Consider the following 22,239-nt stretch of genomic DNA (forward strand, 5'->3'; position numbering starts at 1 on the left):
GGCGCCAATCGAGCATTGCACGCGATTTATGATAACGCTATCAATTGCGCAAATCGCAAGGAGAGGATGATATGACGATCAAGCGCGGAATGTGCCTATACGCATGGCCGCTGGCTCTGGGACTGGCGCTCGCCGCCTGCCAGCAGGCACCGGAACAGAAGGTCGACCAGAAGACCGAGCAGCCGGCCGACAATGCCGCGAGCGGCAAGCGCGATGCGTCCGAATATCTGTCCCAGCCGCTGGTCAGCGACATCTACACCGCCGATCCGTCCGCCCATGTGTGGAACGGCAAGATCTATGTCTATCCCAGCCACGACATTGACGGGCCGACGCCCGAGGATGACCTGGGCAGCCATTTCGAAATGCGCGACTATCATGTCCTGTCGATGGACAAGATCGGCGGGCCGGTGACGGTCGGGCCGGTGGCGCTGGACGTGAAGGATGTGCCCTGGGCCGACAAGCAGATGTGGGCGCCCGACGCGGCCTACAAGAATGGCACCTATTATCTCTACTTCCCGGCCAAGGACAAGGAAGGCGCCTTCCGCATCGGCGTGGCGACCTCAAAGGATCCGATGGGGCCGTTCAAGGCCCAGCCGCAACCGATCAAGGGCAGCTATTCGATCGATCCGGCCGTCTTCACCGACGCCGACGGGCAGAGCTATATCTATTTCGGCGGCATCTGGGGCGGCCAGTTGCAGCGCAATATCGGCGGGAAATATGATCCGGACGGGTCGAAGACCGACCTGAAGCAGGATGACAAGCCGGCGATCGCGCCGCGCGTCGCCAGGCTGAACGGCGACATGCTGGAATTTGCCGAAACCCCGCGCGAGATCCAGATCCTGGACGACAAGGGCAAGCCGCTGCTGGGTGGCGACCATGATCGCCGCTTCTTCGAGGCGTCATGGATGCACAAGCATGATGGCAAATATTATTTCAGCTATTCGACCGGCGACACCCATTATCTGGTCTATGCCGTCGGCGATTCCCCTTATGGCCCCTTCACCTACAAGGGCCGCATCCTGGAGCCGGTCGAAGGCTGGACCACCCACCATTCGATCGTCGAATGGGGCGGCAAGTCCTGGCTCTTCTATGCCGATAGCCAGTTGTCGGGCCAGACTCGCCTGCGCAACGTCAAGGTGACGGAACTGCGCTACAATGCCGATGGCAGCATCCAGACGATCAATCCGCTGCTGCCCAAGAAGGGCGCGGCGCACTGAGGGCGAAGGGAAGCGCGGCGATCATGTCGCGCTTCCCCTTTCATGTCATGCGCCGGGCAGCGTGGTCCATTTGGCGTCGCCCGCCGCATTGGCGATGACGGTTTCGACAAAGCCCATGGTTTGCAGGCCATCCCCGACCGACGGGAACCAGGCTTCGCCGCCCCGGATGCGCGTGGCGAAGGCGCGGTAGAGATTGGCGAACGCCTCGATATAGCCTTCGGGATGCCCGCTGGGCGTGCGCAGCAGCGGCAGGGTCGAGGGTAGCAGGCCCGGTCCGGCCGCGCGCAGCACTTCGGCCGGCCGATCGAGCCAGCGCAGGGTCAGTGTATTGGGTTCCATCTGCGCCCATTCCAGCCCGCCATGTTCGCCATGGATGCGCAGCTTCAGCCCATTTTCGTCGCCGGCCGCGACCTGCGTCGCCTTGAGGATGCCGCGCGCGCCATTGTCGAGGCGCAGCAGCACATTGACGTCGTCGTCGAGCCGGCGCCCCTCGACATGGATGCTGAGGTCGGCGCAGATTTCGCTGACGCGCAGGCCCGACACATGTTCGGCCAGGTGAAAGGCATGGGTGCCGATGTCGCCCAGGCAGCCGCCCAGGCCCGCACGGGCGGGATCGGTGCGCCATTCGGCCTGCTTGTTGCCGTCGCGGTCGATCGCCTGGCTGAGCCAGCCTTGCGAATATTCGACCTGCACCAGCCTGATCTTGCCGAAATCACCGCGCGCGACGCGCGCCCGCGCCTCCTCCACGAGCGGATAGCCGCTATAGGTGAAGGCGAGGCCGAAATGCCGGCCGGAGCGTTCGGCGGCGGCGGCGATCTGGCGCGCTTCGGCCAGATCGAGCGCCATCGGCTTTTCGCAGAAGACATGAAAACCCGCGTCCAGCGCGGCAATCGCCATCGGCGCATGGAGATGATTGGGTGTCACGATCGACAGGGCATCGATCCGCTCATCCGCCGGCAGCGCCTGTTCGCCCGCCAGCAGCGCATCGAGCGAATCATAGGTGCGCGCCGGATCGATTCCCAGCGCCTCGCCCGAACGCCGGTTGCGATTCGGGTCGCCGCTGAAGGCGCCGGCCACCAGTCGCCAATCACCATCCAGTGCCGCCGCAGCGCGGTGGATCGCCCCGATAAAGGCGCCTTCGCCACCGCCGACCATGCCCAGACGCAACGCTTTTCCCGCCATCCTCTTCTCCTTCGTAATTAGTCGACAGACCGTTCATTCTGCCTCTTGATCTTCCGATCATATTGGAACAGTTTACCGGTAAATAACACCAATAGACAAGACGGAGAGTCGAGGGTGCAAAGGGTAATGGGCTTCGGCCTGGTAGCGCTCGCAACGGGCGCAGTGATGATCCCCGCCATGTCGAGCCAGGCGCAGACCGCACCAGCGGCGCCGCCGGCCTTCAACGCCTGCCGCGCCTGCCACAGCGTGCAGCCCGGCGGCAAGAGCGGCCTTGGCCCCAATCTGGTCGGCGTCGTCGGCCGCACCGCCGGCACCCTGGCCGGCTTCAACTATTCCCCTGCGCTCAAGGCGTCGAAGCTGAAATGGGACGAGAAGGCGCTGGACGAATATCTCGCCGCGCCGACCAAGAAGGTGCCCGGTAGCCGCATGCCCATATCCACGCCCGATCCGGCCAAGCGCGCCGCGATCATCACCTATCTCAAGAGCGTGAAATGACGGCGGCGAAGGGCGCGATGCGCGGCCCGGCCATCTTCCTGGCGCAGTTCATGGGCGATGCCGCCCCATTCGACAATCTGGACAATGCCGCGCGCTGGATGGCGCAGGCGGGCTACAAGGGCATTCAGGTGCCCAGCAATGATCCGCGCTGCATGGACCTCAAGCTGGCGGCGGAAAGCCAGGATTATTGCGACGATCTGATCGGCCGCTGCCGCGAGGCCGGGGGCGAGATTTCGGAACTGTCGACCCATTTGCAGGGCCAGTTGGTCGCGGTCCACCCGGCCTATGATGCCGCCTTCGACGCGTTCGCGCCGGCCGAACTGCGCGGCAAGCCGGCCGAGCGGCAGGCCTGGGCGGTCGAGCAGCTGAAGCTGGCGGCGGTGGCCAGCCGGCGACTGGGGCTGAAGGCGCATGCGACCTTCTCCGGCGCTCTGGCCTGGCCCTTCGTCTATCCCTGGCCGCAGCGGCCGGCGGGGCTGGTGGAAGAGGCGTTCGCCGAACTGGGGAAGCGCTGGCGCCCGATCCTGGACGCGTTCGACGAACAGGGGATCGACCTCTGCTACGAACTGCATCCGGGCGAGGATCTGCATGACGGCCTGACCTTCGAGCGCTTCCTGGATGCGGTCGGCGGCCACAAGCGCGCCAACATCCTCTATGATCCCAGCCATTTCGTGCTGCAGGCGATGGACTATCTGCAGTTCATCGACATCTATCATGACCGCATCAGGATGTTCCACGTCAAGGATGCGGAGTTCAATCCGACCGGTCGCGCGGGCGTTTATGGCGGCTATGCCGACTGGGTCGACCGGCCCGGTCGCTTCCGCTCGCTGGGCGACGGCCAGGTCGACTTCACCGGCATATTCTCGCGCCTGACCCAATATGGCTATGATGGCTGGGCGGTGCTGGAATGGGAATGCTGCCTGAAGCATCCCGAGGATGGCGCGCGCGAAGGCGCCCCCTTCATCGAGGCGCACATGATCCGCCGGCCCGAACGGGCCTTCGACGATTTCGCAGGGGGCGGCGATCCCGCCAACAACCGGCGCTGGCTGGGGCTCAACTGACGCCGCAACCGACGATCGACACATGTCCTGACCGGAAGGCCGGCGGGACCAAAGGGAGAGGAGCCGACATGACGGCGATTAACCGGCACAGACTTTTCTGGCTGAGCGTCCTGGCGCTGTTCACCGCCTCGATGAGCGCATCGCTCCGCGCAGCGGTAGCGAGCAGCCTGAAGGCGGAATGGATCGACCCGATCGCCCCGATCGCGGCCGGCGAGATGATCGGCGCGGCGCTGGGATCGGCCTTCCTGGGCTTTTCCATCACCGTCTTCGTCGTCAGCGCCTTTCTCGACACGATCGGCATCCGCCGCGTGCTGATCGGCTGCGGCATCGCCTTCCTGATCGGCACGACGCTGATCGTGGGTGCGGGCAGCATGGCGACCGGCATGACCGTCTATCACCTCGTATGGCTGGGCATGCTGCTGTCGGGCATCGGCTGGGGCTTTGCCGAAGCGTCGATCAATCCGCTGACCGCCCGCCTCTATCCCGAGGATACGACCCATCGCCTCAACGTGCTGCACGCCTGGTATCCCGGCGGGCTGATCGTCGGCGGCCTTGCGGGCGTGTTCCTCGCCTCGGCGCTTCCCTGGCAGGCGATCATGGCGCTGGCTTATATCCCCGCCATCGGCGTCGTATTGATCGCCTCCACCACCCGCTTCCCCGCGCCGCCCGCCACCGCCGGCAGCCGGGCGATGAAGGACATGATGCTGGAGGTGGTCCGCCGCCCCAGCTTCTTCATCTGGTTCGGTGCGATGTTCCTGACCGCCTCGTCCGAACTGGCGCCGGGCCAGTGGCTCGACGTCGCGCTCAGCAACCGGGTCGGCATGCGCGGCATTTTGCTGCTGGTCTATGTCAGCGCGCTGATGTTCGTGTTCCGCCATTTTGCCGGCCGGATCGCCGGCCGCCTGTCCAACCCCGGCCTGCTCTGGGTGTCCAGCCTGCTCGCCGCGATCGGCCTGTTCATGCTGTCGCAGGCGCAGTCGCCCGCCTCCGCCATCCTCGCCTCCACCGTCTGGGGCCTGGGCGTATGCGCGATGTGGCCGACGATGCTGGCGTCGGTGGCCGAACGTTATCCGCGCGGTGACGCCTGGGCGCTGGGGCTTGTCGGCTCGGCCGGCGCGCTTGCCAGCTTCTTCGTGCTGCCGCGGCTGGGCGAGATGTTCGACCAGGCCAAGGTGGAACTGGCCGGTGGGCCGGAAGCCTTCACCCGCCTGACCGGACCGGCGCTGCGCGCGGTGGAGGATGCGGCGGCGTCGCAATCCTTCGCCCGCCTCGCCTTCGTGCCGCTGATCCTGCTGGTCGTGTTCGGGCTGATCTGGCTGTCCGACCGGCGCGCCGGTCGCCGGGCGGAGGCCGTGGCATGAAGCTGTCGCGCAGAAACCTGATCGCCGCCGGCGTCGCCGCAGCCGCCAGCCCCGCCATCGCCGCTGCGGCCGGCAAGGGATCCTCCAATGCCGCCCGCTTCTCGCTCGGCTACGCCCCGCATGAAGGCAGCTTTGCCAGCCGGGGCGGATTGCTGGAGCAGATCGCCTATGCCGCCGACCAGGGCTTTCGCGCCTGGGAGGATAATGAAGCGCGCAAGCGTCCGGTCGAGCAGCAGGAAGCCATGGCCAGGGCGCTGGCACAGCGCGGCATGACCATGGGCGTGTTCGTCGCCAGCATGCCCAAATGGGCGGAGTTCCGCCCGCTGCTGGGCAGCAATGACGATGCCGAGCGCGAAGCCTTCCTGGCCGATGTCCGCACATCGGTGGAGGTCGCCAAGCGGCTGAACGCGAAACATGCGACCGTCGTCACCGGCTTCATGGACCGCAAGGTGCCGGTCGATATCCAGACCGGCCGGATCATCGATTGCATGCGCCGCGCCGGCGACATCGTCGCGCCGCACGGCCTGACGCTGGTGATGGAGCCGCTCAATACGCGGACCAACCATCCCGGTGTCTATATGCAGTCGATCGCCCAGGGCTATGCGGTGGCGCGCGGCGCCAACAGTCCGGGCGTCAAGATATTGGCGGACCTCTATCATGAGCAGATCCAGTCCGGGAACCTGATCCCGACGCTGGAGGCCTGCTGGGCGGAGGTCGGCTATATCCAGTTCGGCGACAATCCCGGCCGCAAGGAACCGGGCACCGGCGAGATCAACTACGCCAATATCGTCCGCTGGCTGCGGGGCCGCAATTATGGCGGCGTGATCGGCATGGAACATGGCAATTCGCTGGCCGGACGCGAGGGCGAGGACCGGCTGGTAGCCGCCTATCGCGCCATCGACCAAATATAGGATGAGAGGAGGACGAGGATGAAAATCATCCCGACTGGCTTTGCAGGGACGAGTATCGCGCTGGCCACGGCTCTGCTGGTGGGCACAGCGGCGCAGGCGCAAGACAAGCCTGGCAAGCTGGGTTTCAAGGATACGCCGATCCTGCCCGGTGGCAACTGGCACGTCCATGATCCCGATCGCCCCGCCCCCACCGTCGTCACCCCGGCGGCACAGGCCGGCGGTGCACAGGCCGGCGGCGCACCGTCCGACGCAACCATCCTCTTCGACGGCAAGTCGCTTGACGCATGGCGCGGCGAGCGCGGTCCCTGGACGCTGGAAAAGGGGATCATGACCATCCCGCCGCGTAGCCAGAGCGGCGGCGAGAACAACCTGATATCGAAGCAGGAATTTGGCGACGTCCAGCTGCATCTGGAATTTCGTTCGCCCAATCCGCCGACCAAAAGCTCGCAGGATCGCGGCAATAGCGGCATCTGGTTCATGCAGCGCTACGAGGTCCAGATTCTCGACGGTTATCAGAACCCGACCTATGCCGACGGCACGGTCGGTTCGGTCTATGCCTGGAAGCCGCCGCTGGTGAACCCGTCGCGCCAGCCAGGCGAATGGCAAAGCTATGACATCATCTTCGAACGGCCGCGCTTCGCCGCCGACGGCAGCCTAGTCCGCCCGGCCTATGTCACCGCGCTGCTGAACGGCGTGCTGGTGCAAAATCATCAGGCGATGCTGGGCACCACCAAATGGCGGTCGATCGCCCAATATCAGGCCCATGGGGACAAGGCGCCGATCCAGTTGCAGGATCATGACAGCCCCGTGTCGTTCCGCAACATCTGGGTCCGGCCGCTGCCGGACGAGGCCATCGCACAGGATCTGAAGGGAGCAGGACAATGATGGACCGCAGACATGCGCTGGCGGGCATGGTCGCCATGTTCGGCGCCGGGCTGTTCGCGCCGCTGGCGCGCGCCGCCGGGGTGATGCCGGCCGCTGGCGTGATCGACCAGGGCGCGCCCAGCCTGCAACTGTTCACGCCCGATCAGCGGGCGCTGATGACCGCGCTGTGCGAACGCATATTGCCGGCGACCGACACGCCCGGCGCGATCGAGGCCGGCGTCCCCGCCTATATCGAGAAATTGCTGGCCGACTGGTCGGTGGCGGAGGATCGCGACCCGATCATCGCTGGTCTTGCCGAAATCGATGCGCGCAGCTGGCAGGATTACAAGATCCCCGCGACCAAGGCATCGGCGGCGCAGCACGACGCGCTGCTGACCCTGGCGATGAACGACCAGATCCCCAAGGGCGAGGAGTTTTTCGAGGCGTTCCGGCAGATGGTGATCGTGGGCTATTACACGTCCGAGATCGGGATCACCCAGGAACGCGAATATCTGCCGGTGCCGGGCGAATATAACGGCGCCTTCCCCTATTCCCAGGTCAACAAGGTCTATTCCGCATGAACCTCAACCGTCGTTCCATGATGCTGGGCGCCGGCGGCCTGGCCGCCCTCGCCGCCTCCCCCTTCGCCGCGCAGGCCGCCAAGGCCTCCGGCAAGATCGCCAGCGTCGGCCTGCAGCTCTACACCGTGCGCGAACTGTTCGCCGCCGATCCGGTCGCCACCTTGGAGAAGGTCGCCAAGGTCGGCTATCGCGAGGTCGAATTTGGCGGTGGCGGCTATGACGCCATGGACCACAAGCTGCTCCGCAGCACGATGGACCGGCTGGGCCTCACCTGTCCGTCGCTGCACATCGGCTATGATGCGCTGCTCGACAAGTTCGACGCCAGCGTGGCGATGGCCAAAACACTGGGCGCGGGCACCGTCGTCCTGCCCTATATGGTCGACAAATATCGCAATGCGGAAGCTTGGAAGGCTGCGCTGGTCAACATCAACCGCTTCGGTGCGCAGCTCAAGGCCGCGGGCCTGGGCTTTGCCTATCATAATCATGATTTCGAATTCACCACCAAGCCGGACGGCGTCAGCCTGTTCGACCAGTTGGTCAAGGCGTGCGACCCCGACCTCGTGAAGATCGAACTGGATCTCTACTGGGCGATCTATGCCGGGCAGGATCCGCAGACGCTGATCCGCAGCCTGGCCGGTCGCATCTATTCCTATCATGTGAAGGATATGCGCGCGGACCGCAGCATGACCTCGGTCGGCAGCGGCACGGTCGATTTCGCCGCGATCTTCAAGCTCAACGCCATCGCCGGCGTCCAGCATTTCTATGTCGAGAATGACCAGGCGCCCGCGCCCTATATTCCCGACATCACCAAGAGCTTCCAGACGCTGCGCGCGCTGCGCTTCTGACCACTGGCCTGCCTCAAGACAGAAAACTCCAGGAGAGGACATCATGGCTTCGACAGACAGGTACGATGCGATCGTCATCGGTTCGGGCATCAGCGGCGGTTGGGCTGCCAAGGAATTGACGGAAAAGGGGCTGCGGGTGCTGATGCTCGACCGCGGCCATATGGTCGAACATGGCGAGGATTATACCTATGACGGCAAGCCCGCCTATGAGGTGCCCGCCCGCAACATCATGCCCGACCCGCTCAAGCAGAGCGATTATTTCATCGCCCAGCATGGCTATGTCGCGCCCAGCAACCAGGCCTTCTATAATAATGACCGGCTGAACCCCTATGATTATGGCGCGGGCAGCAAATTCTACTGGATCCGCCCCGCGGCGGTCGGTGGCAAATCGCTGATCTGGGGCCGCTGGAGCTTCCGCTGGAGCCCGGCCGATTTCGAGGCGAACAAGCGCGAGGGCATCGGCGGCGACTGGCCGATCCGCTATGAGGATCTGGTCCCCTGGTACAGCTATGTCGAAAAATATATCGGCGTATCGGGATCGCGCGAGAATCTGGCCTATCTGCCCGACAGCGAGTTCCAGCCGCCGATGCCGATGAACATCGCGGAAAAATGGATGAAGCAGCGGCTGGAAACGCAATTCCCCGGCCGCAAGATGATCAATGCCCGCCTGTCCAACATGACCGAGGACAAGCCGGAACAGAACCGCACCAAATGCCAGCTGCGCAACCAGTGCGGCAATGGCTGTTCCTTCGGCGCCTATTTCTCGACCCAGGCGGTCACGCTGCCGGCTGCGCGGGCGACCGGGCGGCTGACCTTGCGGTCCGACGCGGTCGTCACCAACCTCGATTATGATCCGGCGACCAAGAAGGTCAGCGGCGTGCGCTTCGTCGATGCCAAGACCGGACAGGCCGAAACCGTGACCGCGCGGCTTGTGTTCCTGTGCGCGTCGGCACTGGCCTCGACCCAGATCCTGATGAACTCGCGCCCGGCGGGCAGCGGCAAGAGCCATTTCGACAGCAGCGGGACGCTGGGCCGCTATGTCATGGACCATATCTTCCGCGTCGGCGTGAAGGGCGACATCCCCGGCATGGAGGAGTTCATCGAATATGGCCGCCGCCCCGGCGCCATCTATGTCCCGCGCTTCCGCAACAATGGCGACAGCGAAGATGTCGGCTTCAAGCGCGGCTATGGCTATCAGGGCGGCGCCTATCGCGAGCCGTCCAAGCCGGTCGGCTTCGGCGCGTCGATGAAGCAGGGCATGCGCAAATATGGCGGCTGGAAATTCCAGATGGGCGCCTTTGGCGAATGCCTGCCCTATGAGGATAATTATGTCGCGCTGAGCCCCGACAAGACCGACCGGTTCGGCATGCCGCTGATGCAGTTCAACGTCACCTTCCGCGACAATGAGATGCGGATGATGGCGGACGCGCGCGAACAGGGCGAAAAGATGCTGCGTGCGGCGGGTCTGACTAACGTCACCAGTTCGGTCCGCGAACATGTGCCGGGCGACGCCATCCACGAAATGGGCGGCGCACGCATGGGGGCCGATCCGCGCGCATCGGTGCTCAACCAGTGGAGCCAGGCGCATGATGCCAGTAATCTGTTCGTCACCGACGGCGCGCAGATGGCGTCCATCTCCTGCGTCAATCCGTCGCTGACCTTCATGGCGCTGACCGCCCGCGCGGTCGACCATGCGGTCAAGGAAATGAAGGCAGGCCGGGTCTGACAGGGGCGGCCCACTCCCGACGCTGTGCTGCGCCGCAAAGCCGGCTATCAGGGGCCATGAGGATGAGCTTCTGATGGCCCGGCGGCGGGAAAATGGCGTGACGATCCGCGCCGTGGCGGAACGGGCTGGCGTGTCGGCGATGACGGTATCCAACGTCATCAACGGCGCCGGCCGCGCCAGCGCGACCACGGTCGCGACGGTGCAGGCGGCGATCGCGGAACTGGGCTATGTGCCCAATCTGGCCGCCCGTCGCCTGGCCAAGGCGCGGGCGACGACGGTGGGCCTCATCTACAGCAACCGGCGCACGCCCTTTCTCGATGCCGTTCTGGTCGGATCGCTGCGGGCGACCAATGCCAATGGGCTGCAACTGATCCTGCGCGACGGCGATGGCGTGACGCTGGACGAGGCCGAACGCATCGCTCAGGAACTGGTGCGCAGCGGCGCCGACGCACTGCTGCTGATCCCGCCCTTTGCCGAACAGTTGAGCGGATCGGCGATATTGCCGGCGCTCGGCGTGCCCTTTGCCGCGATCGCCACCGGCACGCCGCTGTCGGGCATATCGACGGTGCGGATCGACAATCAGGCGGCGATGGAGGCGCTGACCCGGCGCGTCGTCGCCGATGGCCATCGCCGCATCGCCTATGTCGCCGGTCCCGATCATTACAGCGTGGTCGCGGCCCGGCTCGACGGCTTCTACGCCGCCCTCCAGGATGCCGGCCTGCGCGTGGACGATAGCCTGATCGTCGAGCACAGCGCGTTCGACCATGCGTCCGGCATGGCGGCGGCGCAGGCGCTGCTCGCCCGGCCCGACCGGCCGACCGCGATCCTGTGCAGCAGCGACGATCTGGCGGCGGGCGTCATCGCCCAGGCCGGACAGATGGGGCTGACCCTGCCCCATGATCTGAGCGTCACCGGGTTCGACGACACCATCCTCGCCTCGCGCGTCTGGCCGCCGCTGACCGTGATCCGCCAGCCGGTCGAGGACATGGCCTTTCGCGCCACCCAATGCCTGATCGGCGCGCTCGGCAAGGGCGGGATGCGCGTCAGCGACGAGATATTCGACCATCAACTGGTGCAGCGCGCGTCGATCGCGCCGGCCAGCACTTAGAGCTTCACCGGGTGGCGCGGATCGCCGCCCCTTCAGCGACAGGGGACAGAGCATCATGGAAACGAGCAGAAGGGAATTGGCGGCGATGATGGCATTGGGCGGCGCAGGCATGGCCCTGTCCTCGACACAGGCCTCCGCACAGGCTGCGACCCCGGTTCAGGCGAAGCTGGTCCATCATGTCTTCTTCTGGCTGAAGCGGCCGGGCAACCAGGCCGATCGCGACCAGTTGATCGCCGGCCTGCGCACGCTGCGCGCCATCCCCGTGATCCGCGACCTGCAGATCGGCGTGCCCGCCAGCACCGAAAAGCGCGACGTGGTCGATTCCTCCTTCGACGTGTCGGAACTGATGGTCTTCGACAATGCGGTCGACCAGAAAGTCTATCAGGACCACGAAATCCACCAGGCCTTCGTCAAATCCTGCGAGCATCTGTGGCAGAAGGTCGTGGTCTACGACATGCAGGTCGTGCCGGATCGCTGAGCCGGGCATCGCAAGACGACCCGATCGGCCCTAGGGTCGATCATCAGCCTGAACGAGAGAAGATCATGATTCTGCCGGATATTCTTGCCCCCACCTATGTCCAGATGCTGGGCGCTTTGTCGGCCTGGCTGGCCAAGGCCGGGAAACAGGATGGCACGGCGCAAACATTGCCGGGCGCGCGGCTGGCGCCGGACATGTTCCCGCTGTCGACCCAGATCCGCTTCGCCTGCGTCCAGGCGCAGGAGGGCATGTACCGGCTGCGCGGCGAAGCCTTCCCGCCGCTGGTCGGGCAGTTGCTCGATGAAGGCCGCAACGCGGGCGAGCATCCCGGATCGATCGCCGACGCGCAGGCGAGAATAGCCGAGACGATTGCGATCGTGGAAAGCCTTGCCGCGGATGCGCCGCCCATCGATCCGGCTGCGCCGATCGCCCATGCACTGCCGCAGGGCATGATCTTCGACCTCACCGCCGGTCAATTCGTCCGCGACTGGGCGTTGCCGCAATTCTACTTCCACATCATGACCGCCTACGCGATCCTGCGGGCACAGGGCGTGGACTTGGGCAAGGTCGATTATGTGGCCCACATGTTCCCCTATTTGCGGCCCGGCACCCTGCCTGCGCAATGAGGTGAAATAGCGGCGGCGGCGCATGCTGTGGTTCATGGCGATGGAGCCGCGTCGTGGCCCGTTTTTGGCATTGCCGTTCATCACCGGCCCGGCGCCGATCCTATGTCTCGGCCGACAGGGCATGGATCGGCAGCAGGGCCGCGCCGAAGGTGATCGGCGATCCATGCAGGTTCGATATTCTGACCGGCGGGCGGCGACGATGGACCGTGGTGACGAGGTCCGCCTGATGCAGGCGATCGGCCAGCCCCTGCAGGATGGTCGATGGCAAGGTGCCGGCCAGCACGATCGCCCCTGGATCGAGCCAGGCGAAGGCGGTGTTGCTGACCATCTGCAATTGCTCGGCCGCCCGGTCCAGCCAGATGTCGATCGTCGGTGCCTGGTCGGCAGCATGGAAATCAATGTCCGCGACCGAGGATAGGTCGCAACCATTGCTGCGCAGCATCGCCAGCAGATCCAGCGGGCTGGGACGCGGCAGATGCCCTGGAAACAGGCAGCCAATCTCGCCCGCGACGCCATATTGACCGCGCATCAGGCGCCCGTCGACAATGACGCCGGCGCCAATGCCGAAGCCCAGCAGCAGCACGACGATCGTGCCGAAATCGCGCAGCAGGCCACCCAGATAATATTCGGCGATCGCTGCGGCATTGGCGTCATTCTCGATCCACAGCGGCCAGCCCATTTCGGCGGACAATATGTCGCGCAGCGGCGCATCCCGCCAGTTGGGCAGGACGTCGACGACGCTCCACCGATCGCCGGCCGGCGACAGGGATGGTCCCGGCACCGCGACGCCCAGACCCAGCATGCGGCGTCCCAGCAGGCCGTGCCGGTCCACCAGTTCATGCGTCATGCGCCGCACCTTGCGTGCAAAACCCTGGGGATCGATCGGCGCAACGGCCTCATGATGGGTGGCGATGGTGGCGCCGGTGAAATCGACCAGGGCGATGTCGATGAAGCCCTTGTGCGCCGTCGCGCCGACCGCATAGCCGCCATGGCCGGCCAGCCGCAGGGGAATGGCCGGGCGCCCGCGGCCCTGTGCTTCCGCGCCCGGCACTTCCTCCACCAGATTGAGCCCGATCAGGTCGCGCGACAGGCGGGTGAGGGCGGTCCCGCTGATCTCCAGCGCGGATGCCAGCGCGGAACGGGACAGTGGCCCGGACTTGCGCAGCATCTGCAGGATGCGCCGCTGGTCCTTGTCCAGAGTGGGAAATAGCATGATCGATCCCGCTATCGGTGAAAAGCGACGACCGGTTATGGCGATTTATTTATTTTCACAACAATAATTAAAAATGTCATATCGCACGGCCAGAGGCGCCCCGACCAATTCAGAGGGGACGCATCATGCTCAAGACTTTCCTTGCCTCCGGCACGGCGCTTGCCGCGCTTTGCACCATCACCACGCCCGCCCTGGCGCAGGCCGCCACCGACGCCGCGCCCGCCGCCGAAGCGGCCGCCGACGCCGGCAACGGCCCCAACGACATCATCGTCACCGGCTCCACCCGCGCCCAGCGCCGCTTCGACGTATCCTATGCGATCAACACCATCTCGGCCGAGGATGTGGAGAAGATCGCGCCTGTCAATTTCGCCGACCTGATCGGCCAGCTGCCCGGCTTCCAGACCGAAATCACCGGCGGCGAAGTGCAGAATATCTACCGCATCCGCGGCCTGCCCAACGACGGCGGCTTCGTCAGCTTCCAGCAGGACGGCCTGCCGCTGTTCCATGAGAATGACGGCGTCTTCTTCCGCGGCGATGCGATCCTGAAACAGGATCTGATGACCGACCATGTCGAGGTCGTGCGCGGCGGCCCGGCCCCGGTCTATGCCAGCTATTCGGGCGCAATCATCAACGCCATCACCGTGACCGGCAGCGACGAAGCGCGCGGCAAGGCACAGGTCACGCTCGGCGACACCGGCCTCTATCGCCTGGACGCCTATCAGGCCGGCCCGCTCGGCAACGACACCTATTATGCGATCGGCGGCTTCATCCGCTATCATGACGGCTATCGCGACAATGGCTTCGCCAATGACAAGGGCGGCCAGCTGCGCGCCAATATCAAGCATGATTTCGACAATGGCTCGATCAAGCTGAACCTCAACTATGTGAACGACCACAACGTCTTCTATCTGCCGATCCCGATCTCCGACCCGCGCGATCCCAGCGTCTCGCTCGACAAATATATCGACTATTTCGATGGCACGATGAATTCGCCGGCGCTGCGCCATGTGAACCTCAAATATCGCGACGGCACCGGCCAGATCCAGAGCCGCACCGGCGACCTGTCGGATGGCCGCCATATGCAGATGGTCAATTTCGGCGCCCAATATGATGGCGATTTCGACGGCTGGCTGGTCTCGGCCAAGGCCGGCTATACCCAGGGCAAGCTCGATTTCAGCGCCTTCTACTCGACCACCAACCCGGCTGACGGCAACGCCTTTGCCGCCGGCTATCTGGCCCGCGCCACGACGGCTTTCGGCGCGGTCGACCATTTCGGCTATACGCTGGCCGGCACCAACACCGTCTATGATCCCTATGCGGCGTCGGGCCTGGTGATGCAGGGCCAGTATCGCGACATCCACTCGAAATTCTATTCGGCCCAGGCCAATCTGTCGGTCGCCAAGAAGTTCGAGACCGGCCTTGGCACCCATGACCTCAAGCTCGGCCTCTATGGCAGCTTCTATGGCGAGGACAGCCGCACCCTCTATCAGAATTACCTGATCGAGGTGGCGGGCAAGCCGCGCACGCTGGACCTGGTCGCCTATAATGCCGCCGGCGCGGAAATCGGCCGCGTCACCGACAATGGCGTGCTCAACTATGCCGCCACCCTCAATCAGGGCGACAGCGACGCCAAGATGTTCGCCGTCTTCGCCAACGACACCTGGGAAATCGTGCCGGGCCTGCGCATCGACGCCGGCATCCGTCACGAACGCTACAGCTACAAGGGCTGGGCCGCGCTGACCGAGGCGGCCAATCTGGGCGACGCCAGCACCCTGGCGGACGACAGCACCCGCGCCTTCACCGGCGTGATCCTGAACCAGAAACTGAAGCCCAACGTCACCAACTGGACGGTCGGCGCCAATTACGACTTCTCCAGCCATGTCGGCATCTATGGCCGCGCCTCGCACCTCGAAACACCGCCCAACGTCCAGACGGTGATGAGCATCAACCCGACGATCATCACGACCAAGGCCGACCAGTTCGAGGCCGGGCTGAAGCTCGCCTTCGGCCGCTCCTATCTCTACGTCACCGGCTTCTACACCAATTTCGATCCCTTGAACGCCAGCTTCCTGGCCTATGATCCGACCACGGGCCGCAACGATGTCAACGTGCCCTTCATCGGCGAAGCCCAGGTGAAGGGCGTCGAATTCGACGGCAAGCTGGCGCTGACCAACTGGTTCTCGCTCAACGGCGCGCTCACTATCAGCGATCCCAAATACAAGAATTTCGAAAGTTCGACCGGCGCCGATCCGGAACAGGCCGAAGGCAACCAGATCGTCCGCCAGCCCAAGGTCTACGGCAATATCCGCCCCAGCTTCGACTTCCAGACGGGCGACACCGACGTGTCGGTCTATGGGCGCTACACCTATATGGGCAAGCGCTATGTCGACCTCTACAACAACACTGCGCTGCCGGCCTATGGCACGATCGGCGCCGGCATCACGGCGCGCCATGGCAGCTGGCAGGCTCAGATCGTGGGCGACAATCTGTTCAACGCCCATGGCCTGACCGAAGGCAATACCCGCACCGACTCGCTGAGCGGGCAGGGCAGTGCCGAGGCGATCTATGGCCGCCCGATCTTCGGCCGCAACTTCCGCCTCGTCATCAGCAAGTCCTGGTGATGGCCCGCCGCCTCGGCCGCGTTGCGGCGTCGTTGATGACGATGGCGGTGGTGGCGATCACGCCCGCCCCGGCTCTGGCCGGGGCGGCGCGCGACGCCGTGACGGAGGCGCTGTCCCGGCGCCTCTTTCCCGTGCTGGATGCCCTTGGACACGATCCGGCCGCCCTTGCCGCCTTCCGCGCCCGGCCGGACATGGATGCGCTGCTCCATGCCCGCGAAGATCGCCGCACGGCATGTGCCGGCGATGTCGATTGCGTAGCACAGGCCCATATCTGGACCCCGACCGAAATTGCCCTGATGGTGCAGGCTGCGCTATCGCTGCGTGACGTGCCGGTCGCGGACGATGGTGCCGGTGCGCAGATCCGCCGCGAGGTGGAGGGGATCAACGCCATCCTGCGCAGCTATGCGCTGGGGCAGGTGCCGGCCTATCCCGATATCGACGGCGCCGGCACGATCGACCCGCGCGAGCGCCAGGCCCGGCTGCGCGCCGCCGCCTGGATCGCGCAGACGCCGCGCAAGGGATCGGCCCAGGCGCTGGATTCCAGCATCGACTATGCCCTTGCGCTGCTCGACGTCAGCGACCGCACCGACGCGATCGGCTTCGAACCGCTGACCGGCGGCCTCAACGCCCCGGCCATGGCGCGGGCCAAAAATATCGACTGGAAACGCTATCGCTACAGCGCGCTGATCGTCACCGGCGTCGGCGCGGAAGTCGACGGCATGCCGCTGAGCCCCTTCGGCAAATATCATCTGCGTCTTGCCGCCAACCGCTTTGCCGATGGCGACGCACCCTTCCTCATCCTGACCGGCGGCCGTGCCCATCCGCGCGCGACCCGCTTTGCCGAGGCGCAAGAGATGCGCCAGGCGTTGATCGAGCGCTATGGCGTGCCGGCCGATGCCATCATCATCGAACCCTATGCCCGGCACACCACCACCAATTTGCGCAACGCCACCCGCCTGCTGATGGCGATGGCCGCGCCGCTGGACAAGGATACGCTGATCGTCTGCAATCCGGGGCAGAGCGCAATGATCGAAAATCCGCTGTTCGCGCAGCGCAACGACAAGGAACTGGGCTATCAGCCCGGTGCCATCGGCGCGCGCCTGACCCCCACCGAATTGCTGTTTCGCCCGTCGCGGCTGTCCGCGCGGGTCGATCCGCGCGATCCGCTCGACCCCTGAAGGGAGGCATGATGACACGTAAACTGACCTTGGCCCTGGCGCTCGGTGCGCTGGCGTTCAGCCCCGGCGCCGCCATGGCCTGGGGCGGCACCGCCCATGAAGTGATCGATCGCGCCGCGCTCGATGCCATCCCGCAGGACGGTCCCGTCTTCCTCAAGGCCTATACCGACTATATCGCCGCCTCCGCCTCGCTGCCCGACAGCTGGCGCGGGGATTCGGAGAATTTCTCCAAGATGGAGGAAGACCCCAATCATGGCTGGTTCCGCGAGCAGTTCCGCTTCGTGAAGCCGATCCCGCGCTCGCGCTACGAATTCATCCTGGCGCTCTACAAGCGCTATGAGACGATCAAGGACAGCGATCCGGCAACCGCCGCACGCACCAATGTCCGCTGGACCGGCACTTTGCCCTATGCGGCGATCGAGGCTTACGACCGGCTCGTCGTCTGCATGCGCCATGTCCGCAAGGCGCAGGCCGAAGGGGGCGACATATCCGTCCCGGCCCAGCATTGCGCCTTCCAGACGATCCGCCTTGGCCATTATATCGGCGACGGCGCCCAGCCGCTGCACGACTCGATCCATTCGGACGGCTGGCGCGGCGACAATCCCAGCGGCTACACCCGCGATCGCAGTATCCATGGCCGCTTCGAAAGCCAGTTCGTCGATGGCATGAAGCTGACCGTGGCGGATATCGCGCCGCGCATCGGCGCGCCCGGTCATCGCGACGGCGACATGTTCGACGCGATCCTTGCCTTCCTGGATCAGGCCGGCGATCGGATGGAATATGTCTATCAGCTGGAAAAGCGGGACGGCTTTGCCGATTTCGCCGACAAGGATGTGCGCGCCCTCGTCTATGAACGGACCGCTGCCGGCGCTGCCATGCTGCGCGACATGCTCTGCCGCGCCTGGGCGGAAAGCGCCAGCCCGCCGGCCAGGGTCGTGCCCGCGCCGCTCGATTTCTCCAACCCGCGCTTCAATCCGGAAACCGGATCGGCGTCCGACTGATCGCGTGCTTCCCGCCGTGCCAGTGCTGCGAGCAGCCGGGCATGGCGGGCATGGCCAAGGTCGAAGCGCCGCATCAGCAGGATCGCGCAAAGGCTGCCAAGGACAGGAACGCCCAGTCCCAGGCCGAGCATGCCGGCCTGGACTGCCGCAGTCTGTGCCTGCCCCGGCACATAGCCCAGCAGGCCAAGTGTCCAGCCGGTCAGACTTGAGAAGGCGGCACCGCTTGCCTTGACTACGACGAGGTAGAAGGCGAACAGGCCTGTCTCGAAGCGCCTGCCATGGCGCCATTCCACCACATCGACGGCATCGGCCAGCAGCCCCCATGGCAGCATGAACATGCTGGCGAGGCCGACGCCGATCACCGCCCCACAGATGGCCAGGGCAGGTGGCCAGGACAGGCAGGCGGCGAAACCCGCCAGCCCGATGATGCTGACTCCATGACCCATGGCGAGCAGGGCGCTCTTGCTGAAACGTCTGGTCATCGCGGTCCACAGGATCACGCCGGCGAATTGGCCGATCGTCACGGCCAGCAGCAAGGTCGCGACAAGATCGGGGCGGCGGACGACATAGCTGCCGATATAGAGCAGGGAGCGTCCGAATGCCGGTGCGGCAAATCCGGTGAGCAGGGCCAGAAGAGCCAGTGCCACGACCATCGGGTCGCGAAACGGGATGTCGATGCCGTCCTGCCTTGCGCTTTGCCGGGCGGTGCGGGCGGCACCACCGCTTGTATCGCCGCCGCAGGTCCATGCGCACAGGATCATCGTCAGGGCAAAGACGGCGCCCGTCGCCGCGCCGGTGAGCGCCAGCCGATCGAAGGACCGGGTATTGCCCGCATCTTGCACCAGCGGCGTCAACAAGGTCGCGACAATCAGCGCGCTCGCCGTACTGAACAGCAGTCGATAGCCCGAAACACGGCCCCGCGCGCTGCTGTCGCTGGTCACCTGCGCCATCAGCGCATTGTGCGGCACGTCGATGATGGCATAGGCGCCCCGAAATATCAGCAAGGCCATGGCCAGCATCCATAGCTGCCGGGCGCCAAGCAAGGGCATGGCATAGAGCAGGGCGAAGGCGATCGCGCAGGGCGTTGCTGCCACCGCCACCATCCAGCGATAGCCCTTGCCGACATGTCGCAGGCGGATCGTCAGCCGCGCCGCCAGCAGATCGAAGATCAGGTCGCCGCACAGCGCGGCGAGCATCAGCCATCCCGCCGTTGTCGCGCCAAGGTTCAGCACGTCGCTCAGCAGGAACAATATCGTCAGATCCGCACCGCTGAAAACCAGTGCCTTGCCGAAATTGCCGGAGGCATAGGCCAGCATGCGGCCATCGTCCCGTGTCCAGATCACCTCGATCGCCCCTGATGGTCGTGACCGCACGGGGAATTGCGGAATGCGTCGCGCCTAGAAGCGCATTCTTTCATTTGTGCGACAAAGGCGTTGGGAATGGGGCCGGTGACTTATCGCCATTGGCAGCCCTGGACCACGCGACAGCACGGGTCACAGGCGGATCAGGGCCGCGTGGCCGCAGAAGGAAAGCGCATGTGACAACGCGGCCTTGCTGCCCCCGAAGGGTGATTATCGCATCGATTTCTAGGAAAACTGGAGCGGGCGAAGGGATTCGAACCCTCGACCCCAACCTTGGCAAAGTTGCACATAGGCTTTTCAGTGCTTTTCCAACCTACGCCATTATACTACTAACTAGTTGATTTTCATGTTGTTTATTCCGCTCCACTACGCTAGACAACCTCAAGAAGATGACATTTTTGTCGTTAGATGTTGTAGCCCGGTTGTAGCCCGAGACGACCGGATTGAGGCAGGCGATGAAAGCTTCCGAGGTCAAGCTTACCAGGACCGTCATTAACGCCGCCGAGCCTCGCGAGCGACGCTATTCCCTGTGGGATAGTGAACTGAAGGGCTTCGGCGTCCGGATCGGCGCCGGAGGCGTGAAGACCTTCGTCGCCAAATATCTGGCGGAAGGCGGCGGCCGGCGAGCGCCACAGCGCTTCTATTCGATTGGCCGCGTTGGCGCGCTGACGGTTGAGCAGGCTCGACGGCGCGCAAAGGAAATCATCGGCGCCGCCGCAAACGGTCAGGATCCAGCGCTCGATCGCAATGGGAAGCGTCAGGAACGAACCGTGACCGAACTGATCGATCTATACGAGAAAGAGGGCTGCTACATTCAGCGCGGCAAACGTCAGGGCGAGCCTATGAAGCCTCTGACCAAGAAATATACGATGGCGCGCCTGCGCCATCATGTCGTGCCCCTGCTTGGCAGGAAGCGGATTACGGAAATCAGCGCGGCGGAGATCGAGCGTTTCTTCCGGGATGTAGAGAACGGCAAGACCGTGAAAAATGAGAAGACCGGACCTAGAACCCGGATCATCGTAAAGGGGGGAAGCGGAGCGGCGCGCAAAGTCTTCCGGGACTTTTCGGCCGTTCTGAGCTTTGCCAAGCGCTTCGGCATTATCGACAGCAACCCATGCGAAAAGGCGGTGGTCAAGAAGACCGATAACGCCCGGACTCGCTTCCTGAGCCTTGATGAACTGCGTCGGTTCGGTTCCGCCTGCGACGCCCTCGAGAAGGAAGGCGTCAACCCCAAGGCGCTCAACATCGCCCGACTGTGGGCACTCACCGGCTGCCGGCGACAGGAGATCGTCGAGCTGAAATGGAACGAGGTCGATTTCGACAGCGGCCTCATCACGCTTGATGATACCAAGACCGGCCGTTCAACGCGACCTTTGCCGCTTGCCGCTATGGCGCTGCTGCGGAGCATCGAACGCGTCGATGGCACGGACTATATCTTCCCGGCCGACACCGGCGGCAGCTTTTTCCAAGGCACCAAGTCCATCTGGCAGAAGATCATCAAGCGTGCCGACCTGCCAGGGGTCACGCCACACACGCTACGCCACACTGTCGGCGCAATCGCGACCTCGAATGGCGAGGCGCTTGCCCTCACAGGCGCGATCCTGGGCCACGCCAATCTGCGCTCGACGATGATCTATGCCCATGTTGACCGCGATCCATCCGTCAAAGCAGCCAATCGTGTGTCGGACCGCATTTCGTCCGCGTTGACGGGCAAGGAAACACAACAGAAGCAGCCGAATACTCAACCCGAACAATCGGCCAACGGCTTATTGCCTGAGGATGAATGGGAGATGCTGTTGGATTTGGTTGAGGTCGTGCCAGAGACGCCGGGACGCCTAAGCGCAAAGGACAATGGCGCTCTTATGCGTCTTTCGCGCCATGGCTTTGCCGAGAAGGCTCAGGATATGGGGGATGAACTGGCCTGGTGGAGGATAACAGCTCTGGGGCAGGCCGTCCTGCAACGGGCCGGAATGCGGCAGGATGCAGCTGACTGTTGATGATCCGAGGGGGCCGGGAGCCAGGCCGATGCCCTTATACGCTCAATAAACGGTCAAAGCCATCGCCACCATCAGAAGGGCAATGACTAAAATTACAATGTTGAAAAGGATCACAAGCATTAGGCATGATCCCGTATGATTGTCATTTTTCCATGCGGCATAGATTACCAGAAGATCGCACATAACGAACCACTTCACCCCCCCCATGGGTACGATAGAAGTCAGTAAGATAATTACGGAAACAGGTAGCACCTTAACGATTCTATCAAGAAGCCGCCCAGCCTTTGGCTCTACCATCACCTCTCCTTTAAAATGCCTTCCATTAACTCAAAATTTCGATTTTCACATGAGCCTCAGATTGATACGTATTGCATACTTACGAATATGTCGCGACCAATGAACAAGGCCTCATT

19 protein-coding genes and 1 pseudogene are annotated in these 22,239 nt (G+C 64.2%); 16 read left to right on the forward strand and 4 right to left on the reverse strand.

Annotated elements, in window-relative coordinates; genetic code table 11:
- Positions 1-71 precede the first annotated feature (71 nt).
- On the forward strand, positions 72-1,217 hold the full coding sequence (locus tag BRX37_RS03335; protein ID WP_125985507.1) for a glycoside hydrolase family 43 protein: 1,146 nt from the start codon (positions 72-74) through the stop codon (positions 1,215-1,217).
- Positions 1,218-1,262: 45 nt separating this feature from the next.
- Here BRX37_RS03335 and BRX37_RS03340 read toward each other — a convergent pair whose 3' ends face one another.
- Positions 1,263-2,399, reverse strand: a complete 1,137-nt coding sequence (locus BRX37_RS03340) for a Gfo/Idh/MocA family protein (RefSeq protein WP_125985508.1) — start codon at positions 2,397-2,399, stop codon at positions 1,263-1,265.
- Positions 2,400-2,525: 126 nt separating this feature from the next.
- Between BRX37_RS03340 and BRX37_RS03345 the strand changes: the two genes are divergently transcribed.
- The 11 genes from BRX37_RS03345 to BRX37_RS03395 all read left to right on the forward strand — a co-directional run bounded on the left by BRX37_RS03345 (position 2,526) and on the right by BRX37_RS03395 (position 12,455).
- Positions 2,526-2,894: a c-type cytochrome gene (locus tag BRX37_RS03345; RefSeq protein WP_026109143.1), complete on the forward strand. Its 369-nt coding sequence runs from the start codon at positions 2,526-2,528 to the stop codon at positions 2,892-2,894.
- On the forward strand, positions 2,891-3,955 hold the full coding sequence (locus BRX37_RS03350; protein ID WP_125985509.1) for a sugar phosphate isomerase/epimerase family protein: 1,065 nt from the start codon (positions 2,891-2,893) through the stop codon (positions 3,953-3,955). The genes BRX37_RS03345 and BRX37_RS03350 overlap by 4 nt, the downstream gene beginning before the upstream one ends.
- Before the next feature lie 68 nt (positions 3,956-4,023).
- Entirely contained in the window at positions 4,024-5,316 is a 1,293-nt protein-coding gene (locus BRX37_RS03355) for an MFS transporter (protein ID WP_004209522.1), read from the forward strand.
- The gene (locus BRX37_RS03360; protein WP_125985510.1) at positions 5,313-6,227 is read left to right on the forward strand and encodes a hydroxypyruvate isomerase family protein; all 915 of its coding nucleotides are present in this window, start codon (positions 5,313-5,315) and stop codon (positions 6,225-6,227) included. Before BRX37_RS03355 ends, BRX37_RS03360 begins: the two co-directional genes overlap by 4 nt.
- 18 nt (positions 6,228-6,245) lie before the next feature.
- The gene (locus BRX37_RS03365; protein ID WP_125985511.1) at positions 6,246-7,112 is read left to right on the forward strand and encodes a 3-keto-disaccharide hydrolase; all 867 of its coding nucleotides are present in this window, start codon (positions 6,246-6,248) and stop codon (positions 7,110-7,112) included.
- Positions 7,109-7,672 (forward strand): gluconate 2-dehydrogenase subunit 3 family protein, encoded by a 564-nt coding sequence (locus tag BRX37_RS03370; RefSeq protein WP_004209525.1) that lies wholly within the window; start codon positions 7,109-7,111, stop codon positions 7,670-7,672. Before BRX37_RS03365 ends, BRX37_RS03370 begins: the two co-directional genes overlap by 4 nt.
- Entirely contained in the window at positions 7,669-8,517 is an 849-nt protein-coding gene (locus tag BRX37_RS03375) for a sugar phosphate isomerase/epimerase family protein (RefSeq protein WP_125985512.1), read from the forward strand. Before BRX37_RS03370 ends, BRX37_RS03375 begins: the two co-directional genes overlap by 4 nt.
- Before the next feature lie 43 nt (positions 8,518-8,560).
- Positions 8,561-10,243 (forward strand): GMC oxidoreductase, encoded by a 1,683-nt coding sequence (locus BRX37_RS03380; protein ID WP_004209527.1) that lies wholly within the window; start codon positions 8,561-8,563, stop codon positions 10,241-10,243.
- Between the two features lie 73 nt (positions 10,244-10,316).
- Positions 10,317-11,351 carry a LacI family DNA-binding transcriptional regulator gene (locus BRX37_RS03385; protein WP_125985513.1) on the forward strand — a complete coding sequence of 345 codons (1,035 nt, stop codon included), beginning with the start codon at positions 10,317-10,319 and terminating at the stop codon, positions 11,349-11,351.
- 55 nt (positions 11,352-11,406) lie between these two features.
- Positions 11,407-11,829, forward strand: a complete 423-nt coding sequence (locus BRX37_RS03390; RefSeq protein ID WP_234415681.1) for a Dabb family protein — start codon at positions 11,407-11,409, stop codon at positions 11,827-11,829.
- A gap of 65 nt (positions 11,830-11,894) precedes the next feature.
- Positions 11,895-12,455, forward strand: coding sequence for a DUF1993 domain-containing protein (locus BRX37_RS03395; RefSeq protein WP_125985514.1), 561 nt, complete (start codon positions 11,895-11,897; stop codon positions 12,453-12,455).
- 100 nt (positions 12,456-12,555) lie between these two features.
- Here the strand turns inward: BRX37_RS03395 and BRX37_RS03400 are convergent, their stop codons facing one another.
- Positions 12,556-13,668, reverse strand: a complete 1,113-nt coding sequence (locus BRX37_RS03400) for an ROK family transcriptional regulator (protein ID WP_125985515.1) — start codon at positions 13,666-13,668, stop codon at positions 12,556-12,558.
- 125 nt (positions 13,669-13,793) lie between these two features.
- Here BRX37_RS03400 and BRX37_RS03405 point away from each other — a divergent pair, with 125 nt between their 5' ends.
- From BRX37_RS03405 to BRX37_RS27215, 3 genes are read left to right on the forward strand one after another with little or no spacing between them, the layout of a single operon-like run.
- Positions 13,794-16,289, forward strand: a complete 2,496-nt coding sequence (locus BRX37_RS03405) for a TonB-dependent receptor (protein ID WP_125985516.1) — start codon at positions 13,794-13,796, stop codon at positions 16,287-16,289.
- Complete coding sequence (locus BRX37_RS03410) at positions 16,289-17,467, forward strand: YdcF family protein (RefSeq protein WP_125985517.1); 1,179 nt, start codon at positions 16,289-16,291, stop codon at positions 17,465-17,467. Before BRX37_RS03405 ends, BRX37_RS03410 begins: the two co-directional genes overlap by 1 nt.
- A gap of 8 nt (positions 17,468-17,475) precedes the next feature.
- Positions 17,476-18,468, forward strand: a complete 993-nt coding sequence (locus tag BRX37_RS27215; protein ID WP_318276589.1) for a nuclease — start codon at positions 17,476-17,478, stop codon at positions 18,466-18,468.
- 68 nt (positions 18,469-18,536) lie between these two features.
- Here BRX37_RS27215 and BRX37_RS03415 read toward each other — a convergent pair.
- A pseudogene (locus BRX37_RS03415) lies at positions 18,537-19,784 on the reverse strand (MFS transporter); the annotation flags it as partial.
- A 500-nt stretch (positions 19,785-20,284) separates the two neighbouring features.
- Between BRX37_RS03415 and BRX37_RS03420 the strand changes: the two are divergent.
- Positions 20,285-21,826, forward strand: a complete 1,542-nt coding sequence (locus BRX37_RS03420; protein WP_125985518.1) for a tyrosine-type recombinase/integrase — start codon at positions 20,285-20,287, stop codon at positions 21,824-21,826.
- Positions 21,827-21,868: 42 nt separating this feature from the next.
- Here BRX37_RS03420 and BRX37_RS03425 read toward each other — a convergent pair whose 3' ends face one another.
- Entirely contained in the window at positions 21,869-22,123 is a 255-nt protein-coding gene (locus tag BRX37_RS03425; protein WP_125985519.1) for a hypothetical protein, read from the reverse strand.
- Positions 22,124-22,239 lie beyond the last annotated feature (116 nt).

The organism is Sphingomonas sp. S-NIH.Pt3_0716 (genome assembly GCF_003950715.1).
Taxonomy (GTDB): Bacteria; Pseudomonadota; Alphaproteobacteria; order Sphingomonadales; family Sphingomonadaceae; genus Sphingobium; species Sphingobium yanoikuyae_A.

Coding starts and splice junctions, on each gene's coding strand:
- BRX37_RS03335 (WP_125985507.1), top strand. CDS start 72: ATGACGATCAAGCGCGGAATGTGCCTATACGCATGGCCGCTGGCTCTG.
- BRX37_RS03340 (WP_125985508.1), bottom strand. CDS start 2,399: ATGGCGGGAAAAGCGTTGCGTCTGGGCATGGTCGGCGGTGGCGAAGGC.
- BRX37_RS03345 (WP_026109143.1), top strand. CDS start 2,526: ATGGGCTTCGGCCTGGTAGCGCTCGCAACGGGCGCAGTGATGATCCCC.
- BRX37_RS03350 (WP_125985509.1), top strand. CDS start 2,891: ATGACGGCGGCGAAGGGCGCGATGCGCGGCCCGGCCATCTTCCTGGCG.
- BRX37_RS03355 (WP_004209522.1), top strand. CDS start 4,024: ATGACGGCGATTAACCGGCACAGACTTTTCTGGCTGAGCGTCCTGGCG.
- BRX37_RS03360 (WP_125985510.1), top strand. CDS start 5,313: ATGAAGCTGTCGCGCAGAAACCTGATCGCCGCCGGCGTCGCCGCAGCC.
- BRX37_RS03365 (WP_125985511.1), top strand. CDS start 6,246: ATGAAAATCATCCCGACTGGCTTTGCAGGGACGAGTATCGCGCTGGCC.
- BRX37_RS03370 (WP_004209525.1), top strand. CDS start 7,109: ATGATGGACCGCAGACATGCGCTGGCGGGCATGGTCGCCATGTTCGGC.
- BRX37_RS03375 (WP_125985512.1), top strand. CDS start 7,669: ATGAACCTCAACCGTCGTTCCATGATGCTGGGCGCCGGCGGCCTGGCC.
- BRX37_RS03380 (WP_004209527.1), top strand. CDS start 8,561: ATGGCTTCGACAGACAGGTACGATGCGATCGTCATCGGTTCGGGCATC.
- BRX37_RS03385 (WP_125985513.1), top strand. CDS start 10,317: ATGGCCCGGCGGCGGGAAAATGGCGTGACGATCCGCGCCGTGGCGGAA.
- BRX37_RS03390 (WP_234415681.1), top strand. CDS start 11,407: ATGGAAACGAGCAGAAGGGAATTGGCGGCGATGATGGCATTGGGCGGC.
- BRX37_RS03395 (WP_125985514.1), top strand. CDS start 11,895: ATGATTCTGCCGGATATTCTTGCCCCCACCTATGTCCAGATGCTGGGC.
- BRX37_RS03400 (WP_125985515.1), bottom strand. CDS start 13,668: ATGCTATTTCCCACTCTGGACAAGGACCAGCGGCGCATCCTGCAGATG.
- BRX37_RS03405 (WP_125985516.1), top strand. CDS start 13,794: ATGCTCAAGACTTTCCTTGCCTCCGGCACGGCGCTTGCCGCGCTTTGC.
- BRX37_RS03410 (WP_125985517.1), top strand. CDS start 16,289: ATGGCCCGCCGCCTCGGCCGCGTTGCGGCGTCGTTGATGACGATGGCG.
- BRX37_RS27215 (WP_318276589.1), top strand. CDS start 17,476: ATGATGACACGTAAACTGACCTTGGCCCTGGCGCTCGGTGCGCTGGCG.
- BRX37_RS03420 (WP_125985518.1), top strand. CDS start 20,285: ATGAAAGCTTCCGAGGTCAAGCTTACCAGGACCGTCATTAACGCCGCC.
- BRX37_RS03425 (WP_125985519.1), bottom strand. CDS start 22,123: ATGGTAGAGCCAAAGGCTGGGCGGCTTCTTGATAGAATCGTTAAGGTG.